The 24,108-nt window shown below is 62.9% G+C and carries 21 protein-coding genes and 1 pseudogene; 16 read left to right on the top strand and 6 right to left on the bottom strand.

Features of this window, described 5'->3' with window-relative positions; all coding sequences use genetic code 11:
- Positions 1 to 183 precede the first annotated feature (183 nt).
- The 6 genes from AB656_RS06565 (at position 184) to AB656_RS06540 (ending at position 7,973) form a co-directional block, all read left to right on the top strand.
- On the top strand, positions 184 to 963 hold the full coding sequence (locus AB656_RS06565; RefSeq protein WP_236681868.1) for a MarR family winged helix-turn-helix transcriptional regulator: 780 nt from the start codon (positions 184 to 186) through the stop codon (positions 961 to 963).
- 540 nt (positions 964 to 1,503) lie between these two features.
- Positions 1,504 to 2,784 carry a leucine-rich repeat domain-containing protein gene (locus AB656_RS06560; protein ID WP_033504170.1) on the top strand — a complete coding sequence of 427 codons (1,281 nt, stop codon included), beginning with the start codon at positions 1,504 to 1,506 and terminating at the stop codon, positions 2,782 to 2,784.
- Positions 2,785 to 2,980: 196 nt separating this feature from the next.
- Positions 2,981 to 3,721, top strand: coding sequence for a glucose 1-dehydrogenase (locus AB656_RS06555; RefSeq protein ID WP_033504171.1), 741 nt, complete (start codon positions 2,981 to 2,983; stop codon positions 3,719 to 3,721).
- Positions 3,722 to 3,955: 234 nt separating this feature from the next.
- A complete protein-coding gene (locus tag AB656_RS06550) occupies positions 3,956 to 5,491 on the top strand; it encodes a DHA2 family efflux MFS transporter permease subunit (protein WP_236681867.1) in 1,536 nt (511 codons plus the stop codon).
- 212 nt (positions 5,492 to 5,703) lie between these two features.
- A complete protein-coding gene (locus AB656_RS06545) occupies positions 5,704 to 6,999 on the top strand; it encodes an ABC transporter permease (RefSeq protein ID WP_033504173.1) in 1,296 nt (431 codons plus the stop codon).
- Complete coding sequence (locus AB656_RS06540) at positions 6,996 to 7,973, top strand: ATP-binding cassette domain-containing protein (RefSeq protein ID WP_033504174.1); 978 nt, start codon at positions 6,996 to 6,998, stop codon at positions 7,971 to 7,973. Before AB656_RS06545 ends, AB656_RS06540 begins: the two co-directional genes overlap by 4 nt.
- A 135-nt stretch (positions 7,974 to 8,108) precedes the next feature.
- On the opposite strand, the gene AB656_RS06535 is transcribed toward AB656_RS06540, so the two are convergent.
- Positions 8,109 to 8,645 carry an NADPH-dependent FMN reductase gene (locus AB656_RS06535; RefSeq protein WP_033504175.1) on the bottom strand — a complete coding sequence of 179 codons (537 nt, stop codon included), beginning with the start codon at positions 8,643 to 8,645 and terminating at the stop codon, positions 8,109 to 8,111.
- Between the two features lie 213 nt (positions 8,646 to 8,858).
- Here AB656_RS06535 and AB656_RS06530 point away from each other — a divergent pair, with 213 nt between their 5' ends.
- A complete protein-coding gene (locus AB656_RS06530; protein WP_033504176.1) occupies positions 8,859 to 9,806 on the top strand; it encodes an ATP-grasp domain-containing protein in 948 nt (315 codons plus the stop codon).
- A 125-nt stretch (positions 9,807 to 9,931) separates the two neighbouring features.
- On the opposite strand, the gene AB656_RS06525 is transcribed toward AB656_RS06530, so the two are convergent.
- On the bottom strand, positions 9,932 to 10,615 hold the full coding sequence (locus AB656_RS06525; RefSeq protein WP_033504177.1) for an HD domain-containing protein: 684 nt from the start codon (positions 10,613 to 10,615) through the stop codon (positions 9,932 to 9,934).
- A 103-nt stretch (positions 10,616 to 10,718) separates the two neighbouring features.
- Here AB656_RS06525 and AB656_RS06520 point away from each other — a divergent pair, with 103 nt between their 5' ends.
- The 5 genes from AB656_RS06520 (at position 10,719) to pgl (ending at position 15,928) form a co-directional block, all read left to right on the top strand.
- Positions 10,719 to 11,519: a class I SAM-dependent methyltransferase gene (locus AB656_RS06520; RefSeq protein WP_033504178.1), complete on the top strand. Its 801-nt coding sequence runs from the start codon at positions 10,719 to 10,721 to the stop codon at positions 11,517 to 11,519.
- Positions 11,486 to 11,755, top strand: coding sequence for a YkoF family thiamine/hydroxymethylpyrimidine-binding protein (locus AB656_RS06515; RefSeq protein WP_033504179.1), 270 nt, complete (start codon positions 11,486 to 11,488; stop codon positions 11,753 to 11,755). Before AB656_RS06520 ends, AB656_RS06515 begins: the two co-directional genes overlap by 34 nt.
- Before the next feature lie 734 nt (positions 11,756 to 12,489).
- Positions 12,490 to 14,061, top strand: a complete 1,572-nt coding sequence (gene zwf / locus AB656_RS06510) for a glucose-6-phosphate dehydrogenase (RefSeq protein ID WP_033504180.1) — start codon at positions 12,490 to 12,492, stop codon at positions 14,059 to 14,061.
- Entirely contained in the window at positions 14,058 to 15,050 is a 993-nt protein-coding gene (locus AB656_RS06505) for a glucose-6-phosphate dehydrogenase assembly protein OpcA (protein WP_033504181.1), read from the top strand. The genes zwf and AB656_RS06505 overlap by 4 nt, the downstream gene beginning before the upstream one ends.
- A 65-nt stretch (positions 15,051 to 15,115) precedes the next feature.
- Entirely contained in the window at positions 15,116 to 15,928 is an 813-nt protein-coding gene (gene pgl, locus AB656_RS06500; protein ID WP_033504182.1) for a 6-phosphogluconolactonase, read from the top strand.
- 37 nt (positions 15,929 to 15,965) lie between these two features.
- Here the strand turns inward: pgl and AB656_RS06495 are convergent, their stop codons facing one another.
- The gene (locus tag AB656_RS06495; RefSeq protein ID WP_051905470.1) at positions 15,966 to 16,706 is read right to left on the bottom strand and encodes a FadR/GntR family transcriptional regulator; all 741 of its coding nucleotides are present in this window, start codon (positions 16,704 to 16,706) and stop codon (positions 15,966 to 15,968) included.
- A 259-nt stretch (positions 16,707 to 16,965) separates the two neighbouring features.
- Between AB656_RS06495 and AB656_RS06490 the strand changes: the two genes are divergently transcribed.
- From AB656_RS06490 to AB656_RS06480, 4 genes and pseudogenes are all read left to right on the top strand, one after another.
- On the top strand, positions 16,966 to 18,411 hold the full coding sequence (locus AB656_RS06490) for a GntP family permease (RefSeq protein WP_201777321.1): 1,446 nt from the start codon (positions 16,966 to 16,968) through the stop codon (positions 18,409 to 18,411).
- 57 nt (positions 18,412 to 18,468) lie between these two features.
- Positions 18,469 to 19,023 (top strand): annotated as a pseudogene (locus tag AB656_RS08155) (gluconokinase); the annotation flags it as partial.
- Positions 18,997 to 20,052, top strand: a complete 1,056-nt coding sequence (gene gnd / locus AB656_RS07715; protein WP_330218335.1) for a phosphogluconate dehydrogenase (NAD(+)-dependent, decarboxylating) — start codon at positions 18,997 to 18,999, stop codon at positions 20,050 to 20,052. The pseudogene AB656_RS08155 and the gene gnd, both read left to right, overlap by 27 nt.
- A 126-nt stretch (positions 20,053 to 20,178) precedes the next feature.
- A complete protein-coding gene (locus tag AB656_RS06480) occupies positions 20,179 to 21,225 on the top strand; it encodes an alpha-arabinofuranosidase (RefSeq protein ID WP_033504184.1) in 1,047 nt (348 codons plus the stop codon).
- Positions 21,226 to 21,281: 56 nt separating this feature from the next.
- Here the strand turns inward: AB656_RS06480 and AB656_RS06475 are convergent, their stop codons facing one another.
- The 3 genes from AB656_RS06475 to AB656_RS06465 are packed head-to-tail and all read right to left on the bottom strand — an operon-like array spanning position 21,282 to position 24,095.
- Complete coding sequence (locus AB656_RS06475; RefSeq protein WP_081924984.1) at positions 21,282 to 22,208, bottom strand: family 43 glycosylhydrolase; 927 nt, start codon at positions 22,206 to 22,208, stop codon at positions 21,282 to 21,284.
- 40 nt (positions 22,209 to 22,248) lie between these two features.
- Positions 22,249 to 23,124 carry a carbohydrate ABC transporter permease gene (locus tag AB656_RS06470; RefSeq protein WP_144418957.1) on the bottom strand — a complete coding sequence of 292 codons (876 nt, stop codon included), beginning with the start codon at positions 23,122 to 23,124 and terminating at the stop codon, positions 22,249 to 22,251.
- The gene (locus tag AB656_RS06465) at positions 23,121 to 24,095 is read right to left on the bottom strand and encodes a carbohydrate ABC transporter permease (RefSeq protein WP_081924983.1); all 975 of its coding nucleotides are present in this window, start codon (positions 24,093 to 24,095) and stop codon (positions 23,121 to 23,123) included. Before AB656_RS06465 ends, AB656_RS06470 begins: the two co-directional genes overlap by 4 nt.
- Between the last annotated feature and the right edge of the window lie 13 nt (positions 24,096 to 24,108).

Genomic DNA, 24,108 nt, shown 5'->3' with positions numbered 1-24,108 from the left:
CAACCGTCGCGGAAGCCCTAGAATCAAATCCGTAAGGTACTTTACAAACTTCGGACGCCCCTTGTCATCCGCTTCCGCCGCCCAAAGCCGGCCAGGCCTTCGCCCCGCAGCCGAGACCAGCCCCGGTGGGCGACCGCCACAACATCGCAGCAACCAACAAATACAGCACACCCAAAGGAGTTCATGATGAGCGACACCCGCACAATGGATGACCAGAACCTGCCGCACGAGGGCGGCGAAGCAGCCCAGGACCAGCAGGGCGAGCGGATGAAAGAGGAGGCCGTGGAACGCCTGGGCGAACTCCTGTGGCTCATGCACAGGCCTTGGGGCCTCGAGCCTGCGCATGGACCCGAGCCGAGCCCCCATGCCGGCCACGGCCACGGTCCGGGGCCAGACGGGGCCGCCCCCAATCCAGGCCCAGCGGGCGACGGTGACAGCCGGGAGGGCCGGCTGGCCGGCTGGGGCCACGGCCCCTGGCCCAACCCCCTTCGCGGGCAGGGTCGCGTCCTGACCATCCTGGCCCTCAAGCCCGAGATTGAGCAGCGCGACCTGGCCTACATGCTGGGCATGAGCCGTCAGGCCCTGGGCGAACTCCTATCCAAGCTGGAACGTTCCGGTTTCATCACCCGCGAGCCCAATCCGAACGACCGTCGGCGCATGGTGGTCAGGCTGACCGAGGCCGGGCGGCGGGAGGCCGGGCGGATGCGCCCCAACGAACGCAATCGCGCCGGGATTCTGGACGGCCTGAGCCCCGAGGAGCTGGCGGCGTTCGACCGGGCCCTGGGGCTGATTTTGGACTCTTGGCAGGAGCGGTTCCCCGGTAGCCGCGAGCGCCTGGAGGAGCGCCGAGCCGCCATGTCCGAGTTCATGCGCCGCCGGAGTCAGGCGGGGTTCGCCTCCCACGCCCACGGCGGCCCCTTCTGCCGATTCGGCGCATCCGCCCGCTGGGGGTGCGGTTGGTAAATGTCAGGTTTGCGCAAGGAACGGCATCCCTTCATAGCGTAACCCTGCCCAGTGGATACTATTAGTTAGGGGGGAGCGTAGGGCGTGCACCTCAGGGATGGTGTCCGCCCGCGACGGCGGATGTTGAAGCTTGATATCGGCCGATTGGGTAATCGGCCGGCATGGGGGAGTTGCATGAAATTCAGGAGAGGCAAAAGTGGACGGGCTGTCCTCCGTCAATCCTCCCACCTTGCGCGCCTAGGCGTGGCGGCGGCCGTCCTCATAACCATGATCGCCGTCATGGTCGCCCTTGGCTTGGGCCAACTTCGCAGCTCTGCCGAAAACGCGGACGGCTTCCCCACAAACGGCGCGCCGGCCGGCTCTTCCGGGAACCGCGGGCCCAGCCCCTCCGGACAGTCAAACCCACCCCGCGTGCAGACGAGGAACAGCACCTGCACGGTGACGGTGGGGACCCAGAGCGACTGGTTCTGGTCGGCTGACCCCTCTGCTCGGACCGCCAGAATGGCTGCAACCCGGACATGGTTCCACGATGGAGACTGCGTGAAGATTCCGAGCCAGATTACCCAGAATGACACCACCTACACCGTCACCAGCATCGGCGATGGAGCGATGCAATACCAACCGGAGAACAGCGGGAACGGCACCGAGCTGTCCAGAATCATCATCCCCGATACGGTGACGTCCATCGCAGATAAGGCTTTTCTCTACACCAGCGTCGGCGCGATCACCATCCCCAGCTCCGTCCAAACGATCGGCTACGAGGCCTTCGGCGGCTGCCATATGAAGCAGCTGGACTTTGAGTCCCCCAGCAGACTGCAAGCAATCGGAGAATCCGCTTTCTCGGCCAATTCTTTAACCGCATTGGATTTGCACGAGCTGCCAGATGCCCAGGTCAGAATCGGGGCCGGGGCTTTCCGTTGGAACATGATCACGGATCTCAAACTGCCACCGTCCGCCTTTACTATCAGCCACGGGCCACCGCACCCCGGCGATGATTCCGGCGATAATGCGGATTCCGCGGTTCCCTGGCAGACGCCGCAGAAAGATGTGCCCATTACGCTGGTCGACGGCAGACAAACCATCGCCATCGAGGATTTGTTCAAGACCGTCGATAGCTTCAGCCAACTGTCGTCCTATCAATACCTCTACCAAACCAATCCTCCGGCGAGCCCCGCTCACAACCGCTTCACCATCAGCAATTCCCGGGAGTTCACGATGTCGGGCGGCGAACCCGCGCGAAACGGGACCGAGGTGGAATTCAACACGAAAACGCACCGGTTCATCATCCCCAACGGCGCCAAACAGTTCATCTTCCGCTGGGACCTGGTGGATACGAACGGGAACCTGATTTACGAAGGCGAGTATCAGGTGCGCCTGCAGTCGTCCACCGTCACCTTCCAATGCGCGCAGGACCCGAGCGTTGCCTGCACCTGGAGTGACGGTACCCGCAGCAACAGCAAGCAGGTCAGCGTAAATCGCGGCGCCAGCGTCGCCGACACCACCGACGCGGATAAAATCTATAAGACTCCCAAAAGAGACAGCGACTGCGTAAACGGCGCCTGCGAGGATTACATCTTCATCAACTGGCGCAACAGCGCCGATTCCAGCGTTTTCGACGTCACCCACGCGGTAGACGCACCCACCCTGGTGTATGGCGATTGGGGCATACATACGCCCCTGCCGGCAGCCGGCGCCACGCCAATCCACCGGGTGGCGGGGCTGACGCTGATGGCGGCTGCGGGCTTGGGCACAGTCGCCCTGTTCGCCCGGCTGGCCCACCCCCGACCCCGGCCGGTCGAACGCTCCAAGTCGAGCGACTGACCTCAAACCGCCGCCCCACGATCACGCGGCCCAGAGGACTCAGGGCAGCCCGGCATGCCGCGCTTGCTCACGCCGGCGCCTCCCCGTCTACCGCGTTCTCCCGCCTCATCCCTGCGGACTTGCCAACCCCCTCTTGCCTGGAGTAGGTTGAAAACGCATGCACTGCGAACATGCGCATCGAGACAAGGAGGTCAAAATGACAGATAGACTCAAAGGCAAAGTCGCGATCATCACCGGCGGGACCGGTGGCATCGGATTGGGCATCGCCGAGTGCTACGTGCGCGAAGGCGCCAAGGTTGTTCTGACAGACATCAAGGAGACCGAAGAGTCCAAGCATTTCCTCGACGAGCGCGGGGACCAGGCTCGCTTCATGGCGCTTGACGTAACCGACGAGGCTCAGTGGCAGGATGTGATCGACAAGACCATCAAGGCTTACGGCAGCCTGGACATCGTGGTCAACAACGCAGGCATCGCCCCCAAAGCCGTCCCGATTGACCAGGAGCCCTATGACGACTGGAAGAAGGTCATCAGAGTCAACCTGGACGGCACCTTCCTGGGTGTCAAGCATGGCATGGCGACCATGAAGGGCAAGGGCGGCTCGATCATCAACATCTCTTCGATCGAGGGCTTCGTGGGCATGCGCTTCGGCGGACCTTACAACGCCAGTAAGGGCGGCTCCCGCTCCCTGACCAAGGCGGCGGCGCTGGATTCGGCGGCCAACGGCTACAATGTGCGTGTCAACTCGGTCCACCCCGGGTTCATCAAGACCCCATTGCTCAACGATCATCTGGAAAAGGCGATGGCCGAGCTGACCCCCTTGGGGCATATCGGCGACCCCGATGATATCGGCGAGATTTGCGTCTACTTGGGCTCGGACGAGTCCAAGTTCGCCATGGGTAGCGAGTTCGTGGTGGACGGCGGCTTCATCGCCCAGTGAGTAAGGTATGGTCCCGGCTTTAGCAGCCGGGCGAGAAGCTGGCGGGCCGGAGTCATCCCCAGTGGGTGCCCCGGCCCGCTTGTGTGCCTTGGCTGGCGGCGCAGCCCGTACCAGGCGCCAGAACAGGTGGGCTCCAAGGCATGTGACCGATCTCACATAGCCACGTCGGCTTACGAAAAACGAGAATTCTCCCTAGCATGGCAACTTGTCTCTACAGACAAGAGGAGAATCATCGTGAATCAACAGACAGCCCTGCCTGCCTCCAACGCGGCCCAAACCGCAGAACCTTCCAAGACCCCGACCGGGGCGGCCGCGTCAGGCCCCAGGCCCAAACCCGCACCCTCCCCGGTGCGCCTAGCCCACCCCTGGCTGGCGATCGCGGCCCTAATGATCGGCGCTTTCGTTGGCATGTTGAGCGAGACTTCGCTCAACATCGCCCTGCCCAACCTGATGGATGCTTTCCAAATCCCGGCCGCCACCGCCCAGTGGCTGGTCACCGGCTACATGCTGGTCATCGGCATCGTCCTGCCCTTCTCCAGCTTCATCTCCAAGTGGTTCACCACCCGCCAAACCGTGATCTTCGGTCTGCTGGCCTTCATCGCGGGCTCGGCCATCTCGGCCCTGGCCCCGTCCTTCGGGGTGCTCCTGGTCGGTCGCCTGATCCAGGGCATCGGCACCGGGCTGATTTTGCCCCTCATGTTCACCGTGGCCATGCTGATCTTCCCGCCCGCCAGGCTGGGCGCGGTGATGGGCATGTGCGCCCTGGTCATCATGTTCGCCCCGGCCATAGGCCCCACCCTGACCGGCCTGATCCTGGGCAAGCTCAGCTGGCGCTGGGTCTTCTGGTTCTTCATCCCTTTCCTTGTCCTGGCGATCTTCTTCGCCGTTGGTTTCCTGCGCAACGTGGGAACCATCACCCGCCCCCGCATCGACCTGCCCTCCATCTTGGGATCGATCATAGGCTTCGGCGGCCTGGTGGCGGGCGTCAGCCTGGCCGCTAAATACGGCTGGCTCTCCCCGGTCACCTTGATCATCCTCCTGGTCGCCATCGTGGCGCTCATCCTCTATGCCCGCCGCCAGCTGGGCCTGAAGCAGCCGGTCCTGAACCTGCGCATCTTCTCGATACCGGCCTTCCGGGCCGGCGCGGCCCTGGTCATGCTGGACTTCGCGATCATCCTGGCCGCCATGTACATGCTTCCTCAATACCTCCAGCGGGGCCTGCTGCTCCCGGTGGCCCTGACCGGCGTGCTCATGCTGCCCGGAGGCGCTGTCAACGCCCTGGTCTCGGGCCTGGCGGGCCGTCTCTACGACGGCTTCGGGGCCAAGCTCCCGGTCCGTTGCGGCTTCATCCTGGCCCTGGTGGGCGCGGTCATGTTCCTGTTCACCAGCCCCAGCACCCCGGTCGCATACGTGGTCGCGGCCCACGTCGTCCTGATGGTCGGCTGCCCGCTTGCCATGTCGCCGGCCCAAACCTACGCGCTCAACTCACTCAAGCCGGCCCAGTCCGGCGACGGCTCCACGATCATGAACACCATGCAGCAGATCGTGGGCGCGGTCTCAACCGCCCTGGCCACCAGCCTGCTGGCCATCGGCGAATCCCACTCGGCTGGCGCCTCCGCCCCTCAGGCGTTCGCGAACGGCATGCACCTGGGCATCTGGTTCATCCTGGCGCTCATCGCGCTGGCCCTGCTCATCTCGCTTCGCGTCAAGCGCTTCTCCCACGCTGGCACCGACAGCGACGACGAAGCCAAGGGGGCCGCGCAGGCCTGAAAGCCCTGTCATACTGCCACCTGGCCGCCCTCCCCAGGCTCCCAGCCCGCTCCCAGGAAAAGCTCAGTCAGGAGCCATAGGCTGTCCAACAGATTTGGGAGCCTGGGCGGATAGACTGAAGTTCGTGGAACCGAGGCCACCAGCCGCCTCGAAACCCCCGAACCGTCCGACTCGGCGGCCCGGGGGGCGGCCAGACAAGTGGGAAGGATGCCATGTTCGTCCTGAAGAACGCATGGAGAGCAATCACACGGAACAAGGCGCGCAATGCCACGTTCCTCATCGTCTGCATTGCGGTGACCGCCTCAGCGGTGGTCGGCCTGACCGTGCTCCAGGCGGACGAGGACACCCGTACCACGATTTATGACACCCAAGCCACGGATGCCGTAATCACGCCTAAGACGGATGGCCAAGGCAAGGGGAAGACGGCCAAACCCCTGACCTGGGAGCAGTATTCCCAATACGCCCAGCTCCTCCAGGCCAACAGCATCCAGTTCGGCGCTTACTACTACGAGACCGCGCCCGCCAGTTTCCAGGGGATTAAGCCGGTCGGCGGCCAGGGGGAGATGAACCTGGTCGGACTGTCGGACTCCACGGTCGCGGCCAAGGGCCCTTATGGCAAGATCAACCGGGTGCAGGGCAAGGATCTGGACTACTCCGAGTCCGCGGGCGATGCCGTCCTGGTCTCGCAGCCCTTGGCAGAGGCCAACCGGCTTAAGACAGGGTCCGTCATTAAGATAGCGGACCCCGCGAACGCGGGCAAGACCGTGGACATGAGCGTATCGGGCATCTACGAGGTCACCGGCGCTCAGGCCAAGGGCCCGGCGGCGAACGCGGTGTACGCCGCTTACGCGACCTTCGCCCAGCACGGCTTCGACAAGGCCGGCCAGCCAGGAGACAAGGGCCGCGATCTCGTTGTGGGCTTCAGGCTGCAAAACCCGGACGCCCTCAAGCGGTTCACCGACACCCTGCATAAGGCCGGTTTGTCGGCCAAGCAGTACGATGTGTCCTCGCCCAGCCTGGAGGCCTACCAGCGCAGCGTCCAGCCCCTGCACGACCGGTCCGGCAAGATTCGCGCCCTCCTGATCGCCATCCTGGTCTTCGGAGCCGTCCTCGCCCTGGTCTGGCTGATCTTCGGGCTCATGTTCCGGGCCAACGAACTGGGCGTAGCCATCACAATCGGCGTATCCAAGGCGCGAATAGGCTGGCAAATGGCCTTGGAGACCCTGATCGTCACCCTGCCTGGCCTGCTGATAGGCTTGGGCGCCGGCACGGCTTTGTGCCCAGCGGCGGTGCGCTCAGCAATCACCCTGCCCGGCATCCAGCAGATGCCCGCTGCCGCCCTCTGGCGGGTGTGCGGCAGCGGCCTGGCCATCTGCTTCATTATCGCCCTGCTCGCGTGGGTATACGCAGGGACCTTCCGCACTTCGCGCCTCTACCAGCCGATCGCCGTAAGCCAGGCCCCAGGCGCGCCCCAGACCGATGCAGCAGACGCAAAGGAGACGGCATGACCAGCAGCGAGAAACCGGATGAGGGCCAGGACGCCCAGACCGTAGGCCAGGAAAAGCCGGAGGCACCTCAGGAGGGCACCGCCCGTCGCGCCGAGGACACGCGGCGGACAGAGCCCGCTCAACCCATAGAGGATTTCGCGGCCATAGGCGATGAGGCTTCCCAAGAGGCTGACGACGGGCAGGAAGACGGCTCCGAGCCGGAGTTCAAGGTCGTCATCGAAAGCGAAGCCGTTGAGGAGGGGGATTGGTCCTCGGACGATGAGGACCCGCTTGCCAGCATGGACACGGACATGGATGACACCGACATCCCGGTGCCCTCCGGCTACCCCGTCCTGGAGCTGCGGCACGTCAGCCTGAGCGGCAGGGGCAAGGACTCGACCACCTACCTGCTGGACGACGTGGATATGTCCTTCCGCATACGCCGCACCCACTGCGTTCAGACCGGAAGCCCCGAGCGCCTGGGCGCCCTGATGGGCGTAATCTCGGGTCTGCTGGCCCCCAGCGAGGGCACGGTGCTCTTCCGCGGCACCGACCTGCGTCAGATTGAGGCCTGGGACTACCGGGGCCACCAGCTGGGCGTCATCTTCGCCCGCGACGCCCTGCGCACCGATATGAGCGCGGTTGAGAACTTGTCGTACGCCATGGAAGCCTCCGGCCGAACCTTCCTGAAACCCAAGGACACGCAGGCCCGCGACCTGCTGGAGGAGATGAGCTTCCCCGAGCGCCTGGAGCAGCGTCCGGTGCGCGAGCTCAGCCGCCTGGATTATGTGCGGGCCGCCCTGGCCCGGGCCATCTCCTGCGAGCCAGACGTGCTCTTGACCCAGGAGCTGATGGACGGCCTGAGCGAAGACGAGGCTGCCGATATCCTCGCCCTGCTCAGAAAGACGGCCCGCCGCCATGATTGCGCGGTGATCGTAGCCTGCTCGGGTCACCCCTCCGAGGGTCCCTATGACCGTACCTACACACTGGAATAGGCAGAAGCGCGCAGAAGCGCCGGCCGCGCGCGAACCGACCGACGCATCGCACCGAGGGCGGGCGCCCAGGTCCTTGGACCAGGCGCCCGCCCTCTCACTTACCGCGCGAACGACCGCGCGCCCAGCCTATCCGGCTCAGCTATTGGCCTTCACATGGTCAGCGAAGGCCTGGGCGAAGCCACGGATGAAGTCCTCCGACCCTTCCACCAGTTCGCCGTCGGGCCCGAAGCCTGTCGATCCATTAAAGTAGACCTCCGGCTGGCCCATCACCTTCATGTCCAGGTAGAGGAGGACATTGCGAAGGGCGGCCTGGGCTTGGGTGGCGCCCAGGGCTCCGGAGCTGGCACCCACGATGGCTGTGGGCTTGCCGGCGAACGAGCTCTGGCTCCACGGCCTGGAGGCCCAGTCGATCGCGTTCTTCAAGACGCCAGGAATGCTGCGGTTGTACTCGGGGGTGACGAAGAGCACGCCATCTGACCGCTCGACCAGGCGCTTGAGCTCCAGCACCTTGGCGGGCATGTCATTCTCCTCATCCTGGTTGAACAGGGGCAGGTCAAGGTCAGCGTACTCGAAATTCACGCCTTCGGGCAGCAGGCGCTCGATGGCGCGGGCCAGCTTCTTGTTCAGGGATTCCTTGCGCAGCGATCCGACGAATACGGCTATGGTGGTCATGGGCTTTCTCCTTTTAAGCTTGGGAAGCCGCCTGAAGCGGCTATGGCCTGCGCCCACCCTTCATGCCTGGGGTCCACGCATGTGGGGCGTGTTGTCTACAGCATAGCTAGCCTAGGGCCGGCTGTCTGCCCCCTTGAGCCCTCAGGGGAGCGGATTCTCCCCCGGCGCCAGGCCCAGGGACGATTGGTAATAAGGTGAAGAATGTTAAGCGATATGACCACTGAATTTCCACCGAATAAGGCAAAAGTCTGCCAAGTAGTAGCAAATGAAAATTGGATTTCCGAAATTATTTCCCAAACCCTGGATCAGGCAGGTGGAGCCGCCTGGTCACTGCGGGCGCAAAACGGACTGGCACCGCCGGACGGCCTCAGCCAAGCCGACGCGCTCTGGATAGCCCCAGCCCTGCTCATCGCCAGTAACGCTTGGCTGACCGCCTGGGGGAGCGAGCCCCTGCGCCTGCCCTCCCCCCGAGCCACCTGGCTGGCCGAGCTGGCCCAAGTCGCCCCCGAACTCGCGGGCCGGCGGATAGTGGCCGCGCCCGCCAAGCGGATACTGGGCTGGCGGAGCCTGCCCTCTGGCCTAGGCGATCGCCCCTGGTCGCAGCTGGCCCAAGGTCGGGTCTTGGCCTTCCGCGCCGCCCAGCGCAGCCTGCCTGAACTCCAAGCCAGCCTGGCCACGGCGCCGCCGGACTCCCTGATTCAGCTGAGTAGCCACATACCAGACATCAGCGAGGAGTGGCGGGTGCTCTTGGACGCTGGTCGCCCAATAGCGGCTTCGGGCTACTGCCTGCACGACCCCGCAGGCGGACGGCGCATCGTCTCGGTCTTCGACGGCGCCCACTTCGACCCCGCCCGCCGGGCCGCTGCGCTCCAAGCAGCCCAGGCGGCGGCGAGCGCCGGGGGCTTGACCTCGGGCGCGATCGACCTGGCCTTCACCCAGTCCGGCCCGCCAATCATCTTGGAGGCCAACCCACTGTGGTGCGCCGCCCCCTACGCCTACGGCCCCCAGGGTATGGCGGCTTACTTGGACGCCCTGCAATCCAGCCAGGCCGATCCGCGCGAACCCCCCTACGCCCCGGACCCCTGGATGCGGCGCTCCTTCAGCCGCCGCTACGCCGCCTTCCACCCAGGCGCCTCATCACGGCAAAAACTCAATCGATAAGGTGGCGCTGACCGCCAAAGCCATGCAGCCAACCACACCGACTAGCGGCTTTGACCCAGCTGATTCGCCTTGGTCCGAGCCACTTGGCTTGGACCCGCCCCCCCTACCATCGGCGCGCGCTCGGATTAGACGATGTCCATCCGGTATTCGCGGGCCAGAGGCTCCAAGGCGGGCACCCCGTACTTGGCGACCAGGGTCTTCCATCGGCACAGGTTCTCCTCGCCGTAGCGGGCTGTGCGCTTAGCGGCCGTCGGTTCGGAAACGAAGATGGGCGGCTGATGCTTGGAGTGGTAGTTGTCCGCGTACATGACCAGCTCCTGCTCCAGGCTCTGGGGCACGTAGTCGTCCACCGGCAGGTTCAGGTGCTCGGCCTCCACTTGCTGACGCGTGAGCCCTACTCCCGTATGGTTGCGCGCGAACTGCGCGATCGACTCGTCCACGCCTTCGGCTTTCAGGAGCTCGTAGCCTGCGATGCCGTGCTGGATGTAGCGGTCATCGAAGGCCAGCGGTCGGCCGTCAGCCCCGTCCGAGGCGAGGATTCGGTAGGCACCGATGTCGTGCAAGAGCCCACCCAGGTAGACCAGGTCCGCGTCGAGCTCCCGCTGGGGCACGGCGGAGTCCATCGAAGCGTTGGACGCCGCGCGCACCTGCGCTGCCCGGTACCGTGCGTTGGCGCGCTGGGCCAGCTCTTTCCCAATCCCGGCGATAATCACGCAATGCGTATGGATCAGCTCATAAGCCGCCGGCGAGGGCGCTACCCTACGGTGCAGCTCCTCGGCCCACTCAACAGAAGGAATCATGCCCCCCACTCTAGTGTTCTCCCCCAACCCGCACCCGAACCCGCGCCGCCCTGCTGACAAGGGCGGGGCATAGGCTTGAAGGGACAGGCCGCCGAGGGCGGAAGGAGCGCGCATGATTAACGTGTTTAACCACTTTTACGCGGATTACGACGAGTGGCTGGATACCGCGCCCGGGGCGCTGGCGGACCAGGTGCAGACCCGCGCCCTGCTGGAACTGTTGGAGCCCAAGACCGGCCAGTCCATCCTGGAGGTGGGATGCGGCACCGGCAACTTCACCGGCAAGCTGGCCCAGGCCGGTTGCAAGGTGAGCGGAGTCGACATCGCTCTGAACATGCTCGACCAAGCCCGCCGCAAACTGGCTGAGCGCAAGCAGTCCGCCGACCTGCGGCTGCTAGACATAACCCGCCTGGCCAGCCCCGAAAACGAAACTGCCGCGCCAGCGAACAGCGCGCCGGACACCCCGTCCGACCTATACGACGCTTCCGCGGAGCACACACCACTGCCCGACTGGTCCGCCGGTTCCTTCGACTCAGCCTTCTCGATGGCCTGCTTCGAGTTCCTGCCCAATCCGGCAGCGGCCTACCGGGCCATGCGCCGCCTGGTCAAGCCCGGCGGCAGCATCGTCATCGGCACCATCCAGCACGGCGCCCCCTGGGCCAACCTCTATGAGAGCCCGGTCTGCCAGGGCACCGCTTACGAATATGCGCGCTTCCTGACCGCCGACCAGCTGATCTCCCTGGACCCGTCCCATTTCACCGGTCGTCGCGACTGCCTCTTCATCCCCCCGTCCCTGCCCGACGCCGCATACACCCTGGCCGAGGAATCCCGCCGTCAGGACAGGGCATCCCATACAAACCCAGCCACCCCAGGAGGTTTCACATGCGTTCGCTTCGTCGCATCAGCTGTCAACTGAGCCTGTACCCACTGGCCCAGGCCGACTACACTAGCCCGGTGGGCCAAGTCCTGGAGCTCATCAAGACCTCCGGCCTGGCTTACGAGACCAACGACATGGCCACAATAGTGCGCGGCGAGCCCCAGGTCGTCTTCGCCCTCCTGGCCTCCATCGACGACCTGATGGCCCGCACCTCCACCAGCTACTCCCTGAACGCCACAATCTCCAACACGTGCGGCTGCCGCGTCGAACAGTGAGCCCGGCTAGGGACGCACCATCCGACCAGCGGTCGGGCGGGACGCCTTCAGCGCGGCTGTCCGAATCGGAAGCCGTCAGCTCGACGCAGGTGCCGCGCCGGTTGGCGGCAGTCAGCCCTTGCGCGTTTCAAAATGGATTGAGGCGCCGCATTCAACCACCCACAGCCATACCGCGAAGGCGCGCAAGCCGGCCACCTCGCAGCACCAAGTCGCACGAACCACTGGTCTCACAGCCCAAACTCGCGCCTCATCGCAACCATGCGAATCGTCAAGCCCCGGCTTTGGCGGGAACCTCTCGTCCATCTCGGGCAAGGCATAGGCGTTGTCCCACACCGATTGGTACAAGGTCAGGCTTCGGGCCGCCGCCCTTGTCCTCCCCGCGACTCACCTCGTCGTGACTCAGAGCAAAGATGTACGGCACCGGACCACGGAACCGCACTCGCCGCTCCGGCCATGTCATATACGCCCTCTTCGGCGGACGGGTTGACCGGTATCCAACCATTGATGGTCAGGCCGTGCGAGCCGTGCATGCAGGGACATTCCGCCAAGGCGATGCGTTCGAATGTGGGTGGGAACACACAAGAAATCGCTCGTTGGGGTTTGCCCAGCGCGTGATGGACTGTTCTGATCATCCGTGTAGTACATGATGATCCCGTCAGGGTTTGCCCAGCGCGTGATGGACTGTTACTGCCCTAGAATTTGGAAGTGACACCTATTTGAGGAGTGTGAGGTGCATGGCAAGTTCACAAGCCGCATCCGGTGAAACCGAGCCAGGCGGGCACAAGCCTTGGGAAAACCCGCTGATGGACGCACGCGACCTTCGCATGCCGCGCATTGCCGGCCCAAGCTCTCTGGTCATCTTCGGCGTGACCGGCGATTTGTCGAAGAAGAAGCTGCTTCCGGCCGTCTACGACCTGGCCAACCGCGGCCTGCTGCCCGCATCCTTTGGCCTGATTGGCTTCGGCCGACGCGACTGGACGACCGATGAGTTCGCCGCCTTCGCCGAGGAGAATGTGCGCGCCCACTCACGCACCCCCTTCAACGAGGCCACCTGGAGGCACTTGAAGGAAGGCATGCGTTTCGTCAAAGGCAACTTCGACGATGCCGAAGCCTTCCGCAAACTCTCCCAGACCGTCTCCGAACTGGACCGGGACCGGGGCACGCGCGGCAATCACGCCTTCTACATGTCCATCCCGCCCAAGGCCTTCCCGGTGGTGTCCGAGCAGCTGGCGTCATCCGGTCTGGCGCACTCAGACCCGGGCGCCTGGAAGCGGGTCATCATAGAGAAGCCCTTTGGCCACGACCTGGCCTCCGCCAAGGAGCTGGACCGGGTGGTCGGCGAGGTGTTCGAACCGGATTCGGTCTTCCGCATCGACCACTACCTGGGTAAGGAGACCGTGCAGAACATCCTGGCCCTACGCTTCGCCAACATGATGTTCGAGCCGGTCTGGAACGCCAACTACGTCTCGCACGTGCAAATCACCATGGCGGAAGACATGGGTATCGGCGGCCGCGCCGGCTACTACGACGGAATTGGGGCGGCCCGCGACGTGATTCAGAACCACCTGCTCCAGCTGATGGCCCTGACCGCCATGGAGGAGCCGGTCTCCTTCGCCGCGTCCGACCTGACTGCTGAGAAGACCAAGGTGCTCTCCGCCGTCCGCCTGCCCAAGGACCTGGGCGCGCACACCGCCCGTGGCCAGTACTCCGCCGGCTGGCAGGGTTCGCAGCCGGTGGTGGGCTACCTGGAGGAGCAGGGCATCGACCCCAAGTCCACGACCGAGACTTATGCAGCCATCCGCCTGGATGTGGACACCCGCCGTTGGGCGGGCGTGCCCTTCTACCTGCGCACCGGCAAACGCCTGGGCAAGCGCGTCTCCGAGATCGCCGTGGTCTTTAAACGCGCCCCCCACCTGCCTTTCGACGCCACAGCCACCCGCGAGCTGGGCGCTAACGCCGTAGTGATTCGCGTGCAGCCCGATGAAGGCGTGACCTTACGATTCGGCGCCAAGACGCCAGGCTCGGCCATGGAAGTGCGCGATGTGAACATGGACTTCTCCTATGGGCGTTCCTTCACCGAAGCCTCGCCCGAGGCCTACGAGCGCCTGATCCTGGATGTGCTCCTAGGCGACCCTCCCCTCTTCCCCACCAGCGGTGAAGTGGACCTGTCCTGGAAAATCCTGGATCCAATCGAAGAGTACTGGGCGGGGCTGGGCCAACCTGAACCTTACCGCGCGGGCACCTGGGGGCCAGCCCAGGCGGACCGCATGCTGGCCGCCGACGGACACCATTGGAGGATGCCATGATTGTAGCAATGCCGAACACCACCACAGCGGCCATCGCCCACGAGATTGATGAGATGCATGTGGAGCGTGGCGAGGCGGGCATGGACCGCGTGCTCACACTGATCATCTCCACCTGCCAGGCTGACCTGGAGCAGGCCTTGGAGGCGGTGAACGCGGCCAGCCGGGAACACCCCTGCCGGGTGATCGCGATTGTGACCGACGGCAAGGGCGAAGGGTCCGCCTGGACGCCCGACCCCGGACCCGACCATGACTGCTTCACAAGCGTGCCGCCTGCGGACCAGCAGGAGCGGACCCTGGACGCACAGATTCGCTTCGGCGCGGATGCCGGCGCAGGCGAAGTCATCGTGCTCGCCCCGGTCGACGGATTGCTGAAGCATCTGGACGCCCTGGTGATTCCCCTGCTGGTGCCGGACGTGCCGATTGTCACCTGGTGGCCCAACCAGGCGCCAAGCAACCCCTCGGATGACCCCGTGGGCTCCAAGTCATCCAGCCGGATCACCGACGCCCAGAACGCAAGCGACCCTCCAGCCGCCTTCGAGCAGCTGCGCGAACACTGCCAGCCGGACGACATCGACCTCTCCTGGACACGCATCACCATCTGGCGGGCCATGCTGGCTTCGATGCTGGACCAGCCGCCGCACCTGCCGGTCCAATCCGTGAGAGTCAGCGGCCAGACCAACTACCTGCCCTTGGAGCTGCTGGCCTCCTGGCTGGCGCTGAAGCTTGGCGTACCGGTCAGCGTGGATCGCGACCCCGCCGCCCAGGCCATCACCGGCGTCTACTTCGAACGCGAGGACGGACAACTGAGCATGGAACGCTTCAAGAGCGACCACGCTGTCATCAGGCAGCCAGGCCAGGCTGATCAGACCGTCTCCCTGCCCTTGCGCACGACCGTGGACTGCCTGGGTGAGGAGCTGGGCCGCTTGGACCCGGATGAGGTCTACGCTGAGGTAGTGAGCACAGGTTGGGGCTTGGTGGACCACCGCTGAGCCCGGCCAGGAGGGACCAGCGCGCCGCCCCCGTGGATATGCAAGTAGTGATGTAAGGAGAGCACGTGTCGGAACGCATAACAATCACCTACCCAAGCGAGCGACTGCTGATCGAGGCCACTGCGGCCCGCATACTGCTGGAACTCGGCGACCGCCTGGCCCGCCAGCCCAGGGTGGACCTGGCCCTGACAGGAGGCCGGGATGCCAACGACATCTACGCCTCCATGTCCGACAGCCCCTTGAGCGAGACCGTGGACTGGGCCCGGGTACACCTATGGTGGAGCGATGAGCGTTTCGTGCCGTTCGGGGACGTGGACCGCAACGCCGGTCAGGCGCGTCGGGCTTGGTACGGTCGGCTGATCGAGCAGGGGCTGCTGCCCAAGTCGAACGTGCACGAGATGCCAGTGGACCGGCGCGCCCCCGAGCAGGTGGCCGGCGCCAGCGATGAGGACAATGAGGAAGCACTGCGCGCCGGCGCCAGCGAGTATGAGCGCGAGCTGGCCTATGACCTGGGCGACGAGCCCCACTTCGACCTTGCGGTCTTCGGGGTGGGGCCGGATGGACATTTCGCATCGCTCTTCCCTGACCATGGCGAAGCCGAAATCACCGACGAGACCGTGAACGTAGTGGGGGTCAACCACTCCCCCAAGCCGCCGTCCATGCGTCTGAGCCTGACCGTGCCCTGCATCCGCCGCAGCCGCAAGGTCTGGTTCTTCGCCTCTACAGCGGAGAAGGCGCAAGGGGTCAAGAGCGCGCTCTCAGGCCGCAACGACCCACACGTTCCCTCTTCCTACGGTGAGGGCCGCCAGGAGACCCTGTGGCTTCTGGACCACGATGCCGCCGCCGAGCTCAATTCGCCAAGCCACGAAATCGCCTGAGTAATCAAGTCACCGCCCAGAACCAACCCTCCAAACCTTACTGATTGCCCGCTCTCCACAACTGCGAGGAACGCTCTATGGCGCTATCCGATTCGTCCACTATCTGCCGCAGAGCCCATTCGGCAGCGTCCGCATCGCCCGCGCGTATATAAGCCGCGGCATCGGTGTGCAGACGCAGTGCCACAGCATCGGCCCGCTGCGGCATCAGCTCCAACTTAGTCCGCCCATGCAGCACCGAAGCTATCACATCTCCCAGGGCTGCAAACATGGCGTTGCCGGACGCCTTCAGAAGCGCCCGGTGAAAGCGCTCATCGGCTTCCAAGTACTGCGGTCCCGCAGCATGCTGGCTGTATGCGGTCATGTCGATGGCCGCCCGGGTAAGCTGCGCCCAATCATCCGGCCGCTCTTGTCCCGCCGCCAACCGGGCTGCCAGAGGCTCTACGCCAGCCCTCAGTTGGGAGAGCTCGTGGAGGGCTTGGACCCGCCGCGACCCTTGCAACCGCCAGTCAATCACTTGCGGGTCGAATATGTTCCAGTGCTCCTCGGCGCAGACCCGCACCCCCGCCTTGCGCCTGACGTCAACTAATCCCATCGACTCCAGTACACGGACCACTTCCCGCGTCACCGTGCGCGAAGGCTGTCCTTCGCCGCCCTCCGGATCAGGCAAGTGCTCTCCGGGCTTCACAGCACCACTGACGATTGCCTGCCCCCATTCATTCAAAAGCCGATCATGGAGGGTACGCCTTGGCGTGTCAACAATCTCTGATGCTGCATTCATACATTCAGCCTAGCAAGCGTCCTGTTCCGCGACCCTCCCGGTTTCGCCATTCCGGTGCAGGCCAAACTCGGACTTGCCAGAATCCATTATTTAGTATTACATTTAATAAATATGGCATACATTATTGTATGCAGAAATAATATTGTCCGTAAACATTAGTGCTTGCCGGCCCGACAACGGCAGAGTTCCGCTCTTTTCGGAGCAGTTCGTCTCGCCCCCGACCGAGACCGACAGCCTAATCCTCAGAGAAGAGGAACGCATGTACCGACTTGCAGCGGCGGCGAGTAGGGGCGCAGCCATGACTCTGGCAGCTGGAACGCCCCAACTTTCCACAACCAGACTGGGAGTTAGCCTCGTATTGAGCCTCATCGTGCTCATCCTGCTGGTGACCGTCACCAAACTCCACCCCTTCATCTCCCTGCTGGCAGCAGCACTGGTGGTCGGCATCGGTTCCGGCTACGGACCGGTCGCCACAATCACCAGTTTCAGCAGCGAATTCGGCAAGACGATGGGCAGCGTGGGCATCCTTATTGGCCTGGGGGCCATGATTGGGCGCGTGCTCATGGATACCGGAGCCACTGACCAAGTGGTCAACTCCTTGGTTTCTAAAGCCTCGGATGCTTCCATCCCCTGGATCATGGCCCTGATCGGCGCCCTCATCGGACTGCCCATGTTCTTTGAGGTCGGCCTGGTCGTGCTCGTGCCCGTCATCATCCTGGTGGCGCGGCGCACCAAACTGCCCCTTATGCGCGTAGCCATCCCCACCCTAGCGGGTTTGTCCATTATGCATGCATGCGTGCCTCCCCACCCCGGCCCCCTCGCGGCGCTGAGCCAGTTCAAAACAGGCGGCAACATTGGACTGACCATGATGTTCGGCATCCCTATCGCCATAGTCACCCTGCTGATTGTCGGACCGCTGTTTTCTAAAATCGCCGCAAAGTGGGTGCCGGTCCAGGCTCCTGCTGACTTCGTAACGCGCAGCGATAAAGCCGTGGAGCAGGAAGCGAAACTGCCTCCCTTCGGACTCTCTCTGTGCTGCATTCTCCTGCCCGCGGCCCTCATGCTGCTGACCTCGATTTTTGAGATTGCCAGTCCCGGCTTCAGCAGCTCGACCAGCGGTTTCGGCCAGGTTATCAATTTTGTAGGCAACCCGATTATGGCACTGGCCATCTCGCTCATCTTTGCCATGCTCAGCCTCAAAGCCGCATCTGGCATCCCCTGGAAGACGGTCAACGACTCACTCGGCGCTGCCTTGCCCCCAGTAGCAGGCATCCTACTGATTGTGGGAGGCGGCGGAGGATTCAAAGGTGTGCTGGTCTCGACCGGCATCGGCCAGATCATCGGCAACTTCGTGGAATCGTCGCATGTATCCATCTTCCTGCTCGGTTGGCTGATTGCGGCCTTCGTACGTATCGCTACCGGCTCGGCCACTGTCTCCATCCTGACCACGGCGGGAATCCTCAGCAACGCCATGGCCATGATGAACGCCAGCCCCTCCGCAGTCACACTGCTGGTGCTGGCCATAGGCGCCGGATCCATCTTCCTCTCCCACCTGAACGACGCCGGCTTCTGGCTCATCAAAGAGTACTTCAGCCTAAGCGTGGGCGAGACGCTCAAATCCTGGTCCGTGCTGGAGTGCCTGCTCTCCGTTGTGGTGCTGGCATTGGTCATGCTGCTGAGCATCTTCGTGCCACTAACTGCATGAAGCCGGGATCATACAGCACAGAGCGACCCATCCTAAGCTTGCAGAAAGGGAATCCATATGGCAGACACAAGCCAAATCGAACCGCAGCCCACAGCATCGTCACCAGTCCCTGAAGCCATGCAGAACACTGTCCCAAACGGATACCTGGACGGCAAGAACCCTATCCTGGTGATTATGGGGGTTTCAGGCTGCGGCAAAACCACGCTGAACGAGCAGCTGAGCCGTAAGCTCGGCTGGGATATGGCCGAAGCCGACGACTTCCACCCCGCCGCCAATATCGAGAAGATGGCGCGCGGCATACCTCTGGATGACACGGACCGCTGGCCCTGGTTGGAGCGCATCCACACCTGGATAGCCGATCACATCCGCCAGGGCCGACCTGGCACTGTCACCTGCTCAGCGCTCAAACGCGAGTACCGCGATAAACTGCGCATGCCTGGGGTCATCTTCATCCACCTGAGCGGCGACTACGACTTGATTATGGATCGGCTATCCAGGCGGCATGGGCACTTCATGAAACCCGCCATGCTCAAGTCCCAGTTCGACACGCTGGAGCCCCTAGGAACAGATGAAATTCACCTAACCATCGATGTCAACCTGAACCCCTCGCCTCAGATTGAGGCAGAGGAGGTCATCGACACGCTGGGGCTCAAGTGCGCGGCATCAACGCACACCGAGGAAGTCGAACGGGAAAGGGCACGGCAGACCGGACAGCGACCACCGTTAACGCAAATCAACGAACAACACGAAAGGAAGACGACAATGCAAATCGGAATGATTGGACTAGGCCGGATGGGCCTCAACATGGCGGAACGGATTAAGGGCGCGGGCCACCAGGTGGTGGGCTACGACCTGGACCCGGACTCCGGTCGAGACGTGGACTCCTTGGAGGCCCTGGTCGGCGCGCTGCAAGCGCCAAGGGCGATTTGGGTGATGGTGCCCGCCGGCAAGCCCACCGAAGAGACCATCGGCTGCCTGTACGACCTGTTAGAGCCCGGCGACCTGGTGATTGACGGAGGCAACACCCACTTCACCCAGGACATGGAACACGCCAAGCTCCTGTCCGAACGCGGAATCGGCCTGGTGGACGTGGGCACTTCCAACGGCATCTGGGGCAAAGAGAGGGGTTACGCTCTGATGGCCGGCGGTTCCGACGAAGACTTTGAGCGCATCCTGCCCATCCTGGAAGCCCTCAAACCCGAAGGCGAGAACGGACTGGTGCACGCCGGAGGCATCGGCGCGGGGCACTACGCCAAGATGGTGCACAACGGCATCGAATACGGCATGATGCAGGCGCTGGCGGAGGGGTATGCGATCATGCAGGCCTCGCCTCTAGTCAAGAACCCCGATCAGGTGGCTGCCTCATGGCGGGAGGGCTCGGTCATCAAATCCTGGCTGCTTGACCTGATGGTCAAGGCCCTGCAGGAAGACCCGGGCCTGGAGCACATCGCCGGCAAGGCGGACGAATCAGGCGAAGCCAAGTGGATGATCCAGGACGCGCTCAAGCTGGGCGTGCCAGTGCCCGTCACCACCGCCTCCCTCTACGCCCGCCAGGGTTCTAAGATCTCCGATCCGATCACCATGAAAGTGGTCTCCGCCCTGCGAGAGCAGTTCGGTGGCCACCCTATCGCCAAGGAGTAGACGCACGCCAATCGGCAACCATGCGCGCAGGCATAAGGTTGTGGCTTCCCGCTATAATAACAGCGATGGTAAGTCCTAGCCAGTGAAGGTTGGCAAACCCAGATACGCGAAAGGCCGCCGCAGACGATGACGATCAACCAGCTCACAGAGACGAACGCCTACCTGTTCGCCCATTTCACGGGGGACGAGCAAGCACCAACCGATGAGCAGATTTACTTCGCCCTCAGCCGCGACGGCCGCCACTGGGAGGATTTGCGCTCCCAGGGTGATCCTGTGCTCACCTGGAACGGCGGAGAAAAGGGCGTACGCGACCCCTTCATCGTCCGAGGACCAGACGGTGCCTTCCACATCCTCGCCACGGACCAGTCCATCTTCTATCGAGGCGGCTGGCAGGAGGGCATGGCCACCGTCAACGGGTCAACCGGCCTGGTCATCTGGGATTCACCGGACCTGGTGAATTGGTCCGATCCGCGTTTGACGGACGTAGCGTCGCCCATCCCCGGGGCCGGCATGGCCTGGGCACCTGAGGCAAGTTGGGACGATGAACGCGCACAATGGATTGTCTACTGGGCCACCAGGGCCGGTCGGCAGGAGCCTGGCAACCCGCTGTCCAACGAACTGGGCCAGGACGTCAACATGTATTACGCGACCTCGCCGGATCTGCATGATTTCAGTACCCCAACCAAGTGGATTGACCGCGGGAACGACGTCATCGACACCAGCATGATGCTCGGACCCGACGGTTGGTGGTATCGGGTTTCCAAAGATGCGCAGATCACCATCGAACGCACCCGCAACCCTTACGCAAGCGCATACGAGGCAAAGCGTACCGACGACAGCCAAGCTTGGTCTTACGTAGGGAGCCTTGCGGACATTCTGGGCGACGGCCGTTATTCCAGCCACTACTTCGAAGGCCCCGAGCTGTTCACCTACAACGCAGCCGATATATACGACCCCCAAGGGCGGCGCATGCCCTTCGGACTCATGTGCGATCAATTCGCGCAAGGCAAGGGTTATCTGGCCTTCCGCAGCGCCGACCTGGCTTCGCGCGACCCCCAGGATTGGGAACTGACGGACGGCATCGACTTGGGGAACTTGAAAAAACGCCACGGCTCAATCCTGCCAATCACCGACAGTGAGTACAAGGCCGTCAAGCAAGCGTTCGAGCGCTAATCAGCCCCCATCACCCCGGCCACAGGGTCCTCCTAAGCAGTAGGTCAGCGACCCGCCTAGGCAGGGCCAATGGGCCGCCAGTAGGAACCTGGCTGAGGGTTCACTTGGCGTATGCTTCCGTCACTTCTGAACCCGAGAGGCGCAAAAACAGTCTCCCTGTGGCAGCCGTCGCCATGGCCATTCATAGCGAACCGATGGTAGGCGATCACCCACTCGTCAGTACCGGGGATATTGGCGATCGAGTGGTGACCGGTAGCCAGGATGCCAAGGCTCTCGCACTTTTCCAGCAGAGTCCTAGGCTCGCTCCATGGCCCAAATAGACTGTCCGAGACCGCGTACCGCACACAGTACCGGGGATCCCTGGTATCATTTTCCGACCATGAAGCGTAGTACCTGCCTTGACGCTTGTTGATATAAATCGCCTCACGGAAATCGCCCGGCACCCAGCTCACAGCCGTCGATTCCTCGACACTCATGCCATCATCCGCCAGCCGGGCCAGATAAGCGCGGGAATTCCCCCAGAGCAGGTAACGGCTGCCGTCGTCATCGATGAAAACCGCTGGATCTATGGGATAGCAGTCATAGTCACCCTCTGCGATGATAGGTCGGTCGATCGAAACGAAAGGACCATTGGGACTGCTGCCATGCGCTACGCCAATCTGCCGGTCGGCCACGAAATAGAACAGATAGTCACCCTGTCCCCTGCGCAGTACGCTCGGCGCCCAGCCACCGGTCTGGCCAGTCCACCAGGGAACCTGCTCCAAGTCAAGGATTTTCCGGCGATCCCAGTGCACTAGGTCCGGCGAGCTGTACGCGTAAAAGGACGTGGAGGACCAGTCGGCGTTCCCGTCCTCAGTGCAGTACAGGAACCACCGACCGTCGAACACCACCAGATTAGGGTCGGCACAGTACCTGCCCAATGGGTTCGTGCCCACCAGAGGTTCCCGCCCTGTCTCCATATCCTGCGCCACCGGCTCGCTCATCCTTCCTTAGTCGTTTTCGCCCATTGCACCTGCGCCCACGTCAGCCTTTCACCGCGCCGGCCACCAACCCGGAGACGATCCACTTCTGGCAGAGGACGAAGAAGATGAATACTGGGATCAAAGCCAGGACCGTGATGGTCATGAAGCTGGGCCAATCCGTGGAGAACTGCCCCACTGCGCTGTACACCTGAAGGACAAGGGTGCGCAGGTCCGAGCTGCTGATGAACACGTTGGCCGTCATGAAGTCATTCCAAGTACTCATAGTCTGGAAAACCACGACTGTCGTCATGATAGGCCGGATGAGCGGAAGGACAATACTACGGAAAATCCGGAAAGGACCGGCGCCGTCGATGCGCGCCGCCTCGATCACTTCGAAGGGCAGTGATCGCATGTAGCCCACAATCAGGAAATAGCAGAACACGGAACCCGCTAGATACATGATGATCAGGCCGGCCAATGTGTTGACCAACCCTACCGAGGACTCCATACGGTACAGAGGAATCAAAGTGGATTGGGTGGGGATCACGAAAGCAACCATTAACATCGCTCCCACCACAGTGGTGAAGACAGACTTGTGCAAAATCATGCCATAGGCCGCCAGCGCGCCGACCATCACCTGGAAGAAGACCCCGACAACAGTGACGATCGCTGTGTTAACCAAGCTGCGCACGATGGGCACCGTGGCGAAGGCATTCACATAGTTGGCGAAGGTCCATTGCTTTGGCAGGCCGAGCGGGTTGGCGGACATATCCGGGATTGTCTTGAAGGTATTGATGATGATGTACCACAAGGGCACCGCGCACACTAGAGTGATGGCCAGAACCACTACACTTCGCACAACCGACCGCCGCCGCTCGCGTTGCGTTAAGGTAAGATTACGACCGCCAGCATTGGAAGACCGGGTCATCATACTCATTGGAACCTCCTGGAAACCAATTCGGCGACAGCCATTTGCAGGAACACCAACAGGGCCGTGGCCAGGGTGAACATAACAGCCAGGGCCGATCCCACGCCGTATTGGGATTGCCCGATGCCCTGCTGGATGATTGACTGGGTGACCGTGTAGGTGGCGTAGCCAGGACCACCCTTGGTCAATGTGTATGGAAGGTCATATACCTTCAGCCCGCCCGACATGAGCAGGAAGGTGGAAGTCACGATGCCGGGCACCAACTGAGGCAAGGTGATATGGAAGAACTTCTGCCGCGGCGTGGCTCCATCCACGGTGGCCTGCTCGTATATGTCGGCTGGTATGGACTGGAGGAAGGCAAGGTAGAGTGTGGCATGCCAACCAATCTGCGCCCATACCGAGATGAAAATCACGCAGGCGCGAGCCAAGCCTGTGTTCGCCAACCATGGGATTGGCCCCATTCCGAAACCATGCAGGATTGAGTTGATGACGCCGCTATCCATAGGCGAGAAGATGTACTTCCAGACCATACCCATGATTGCCAGGGCCGGCACGCTGAAGAAGAAGAACACCGAACGGGCGAAGTTGCACCCCCAGAATTTCTTGTTAAGCGTGACCGCCAGAGGAATGGCGAAGCAAGTCACCAGTATGGTCTGAGCTATCGCATAGGTGATAGTGAAGGACAACCCCTGCATGGTTGATGGATCGGAGAAGACTTTACGGTAGTTACTCCAGCCGACGTAGTGCATGTCCACGCTGTAACCATTGAAGTCAGTCATCGAATAGATGCCCGTCTGCACCATGGGTACAGCGAACAAGATGACGAACACAGCCAGGATCGGAAGCAGGAACCAGAAGGATGTCGCATTTTCCCTCAATCCCTGCTTGCGCTTCCTTCGCTTGGCTGGCAACTCCGCCGAAGACCACCTACCCGTAACAGCGGATTCCAGACTTCGGGAATCGACAGTATCCGCTTTCATCGTTTTCCTCCCC

Origin of the sequence: Bifidobacterium actinocoloniiforme DSM 22766, assembly GCF_001263395.1 — a bacterium.
In the GTDB taxonomy this organism is placed as follows: Bacteria; Actinomycetota; Actinomycetes; order Actinomycetales; family Bifidobacteriaceae; genus Bombiscardovia; species Bombiscardovia actinocoloniiformis.
The sequence above is the reverse complement of the archived record's forward strand: the minus strand, read 5'-3'. Positions and strand labels throughout refer to the sequence as shown.

Excerpts from the sequence above, each read along its gene's own strand:
- AB656_RS06465 (WP_081924983.1), bottom strand. The coding sequence starts at position 24,095 with ATGAAAGCGGATACTGTCGATTCCCGAAGTCTGGAATCCGCTGTTACG.
- AB656_RS06495 (WP_051905470.1), bottom strand. The coding sequence starts at position 16,706 with ATGAATGCAGCATCAGAGATTGTTGACACGCCAAGGCGTACCCTCCAT.
- AB656_RS06530 (WP_033504176.1), top strand. The coding sequence starts at position 8,859 with ATGACCACTGAATTTCCACCGAATAAGGCAAAAGTCTGCCAAGTAGTA.
- AB656_RS06470 (WP_144418957.1), bottom strand. The coding sequence starts at position 23,124 with ATGAGTATGATGACCCGGTCTTCCAATGCTGGCGGTCGTAATCTTACC.
- AB656_RS06505 (WP_033504181.1), top strand. The coding sequence starts at position 14,058 with ATGATTGTAGCAATGCCGAACACCACCACAGCGGCCATCGCCCACGAG.
- zwf (WP_033504180.1), top strand. The coding sequence starts at position 12,490 with ATGGCAAGTTCACAAGCCGCATCCGGTGAAACCGAGCCAGGCGGGCAC.
- AB656_RS06535 (WP_033504175.1), bottom strand. The coding sequence starts at position 8,645 with ATGACCACCATAGCCGTATTCGTCGGATCGCTGCGCAAGGAATCCCTG.
- AB656_RS06555 (WP_033504171.1), top strand. The coding sequence starts at position 2,981 with ATGACAGATAGACTCAAAGGCAAAGTCGCGATCATCACCGGCGGGACC.
- AB656_RS06565 (WP_236681868.1), top strand. The coding sequence starts at position 184 with ATGATGAGCGACACCCGCACAATGGATGACCAGAACCTGCCGCACGAG.
- AB656_RS06480 (WP_033504184.1), top strand. The coding sequence starts at position 20,179 with ATGACGATCAACCAGCTCACAGAGACGAACGCCTACCTGTTCGCCCAT.
- AB656_RS06515 (WP_033504179.1), top strand. The coding sequence starts at position 11,486 with ATGCGTTCGCTTCGTCGCATCAGCTGTCAACTGAGCCTGTACCCACTG.
- AB656_RS06545 (WP_033504173.1), top strand. The coding sequence starts at position 5,704 with ATGTTCGTCCTGAAGAACGCATGGAGAGCAATCACACGGAACAAGGCG.
- AB656_RS06540 (WP_033504174.1), top strand. The coding sequence starts at position 6,996 with ATGACCAGCAGCGAGAAACCGGATGAGGGCCAGGACGCCCAGACCGTA.
- AB656_RS06475 (WP_081924984.1), bottom strand. The coding sequence starts at position 22,208 with ATGAGCGAGCCGGTGGCGCAGGATATGGAGACAGGGCGGGAACCTCTG.
- AB656_RS06520 (WP_033504178.1), top strand. The coding sequence starts at position 10,719 with ATGATTAACGTGTTTAACCACTTTTACGCGGATTACGACGAGTGGCTG.
- AB656_RS06490 (WP_201777321.1), top strand. The coding sequence starts at position 16,966 with ATGTACCGACTTGCAGCGGCGGCGAGTAGGGGCGCAGCCATGACTCTG.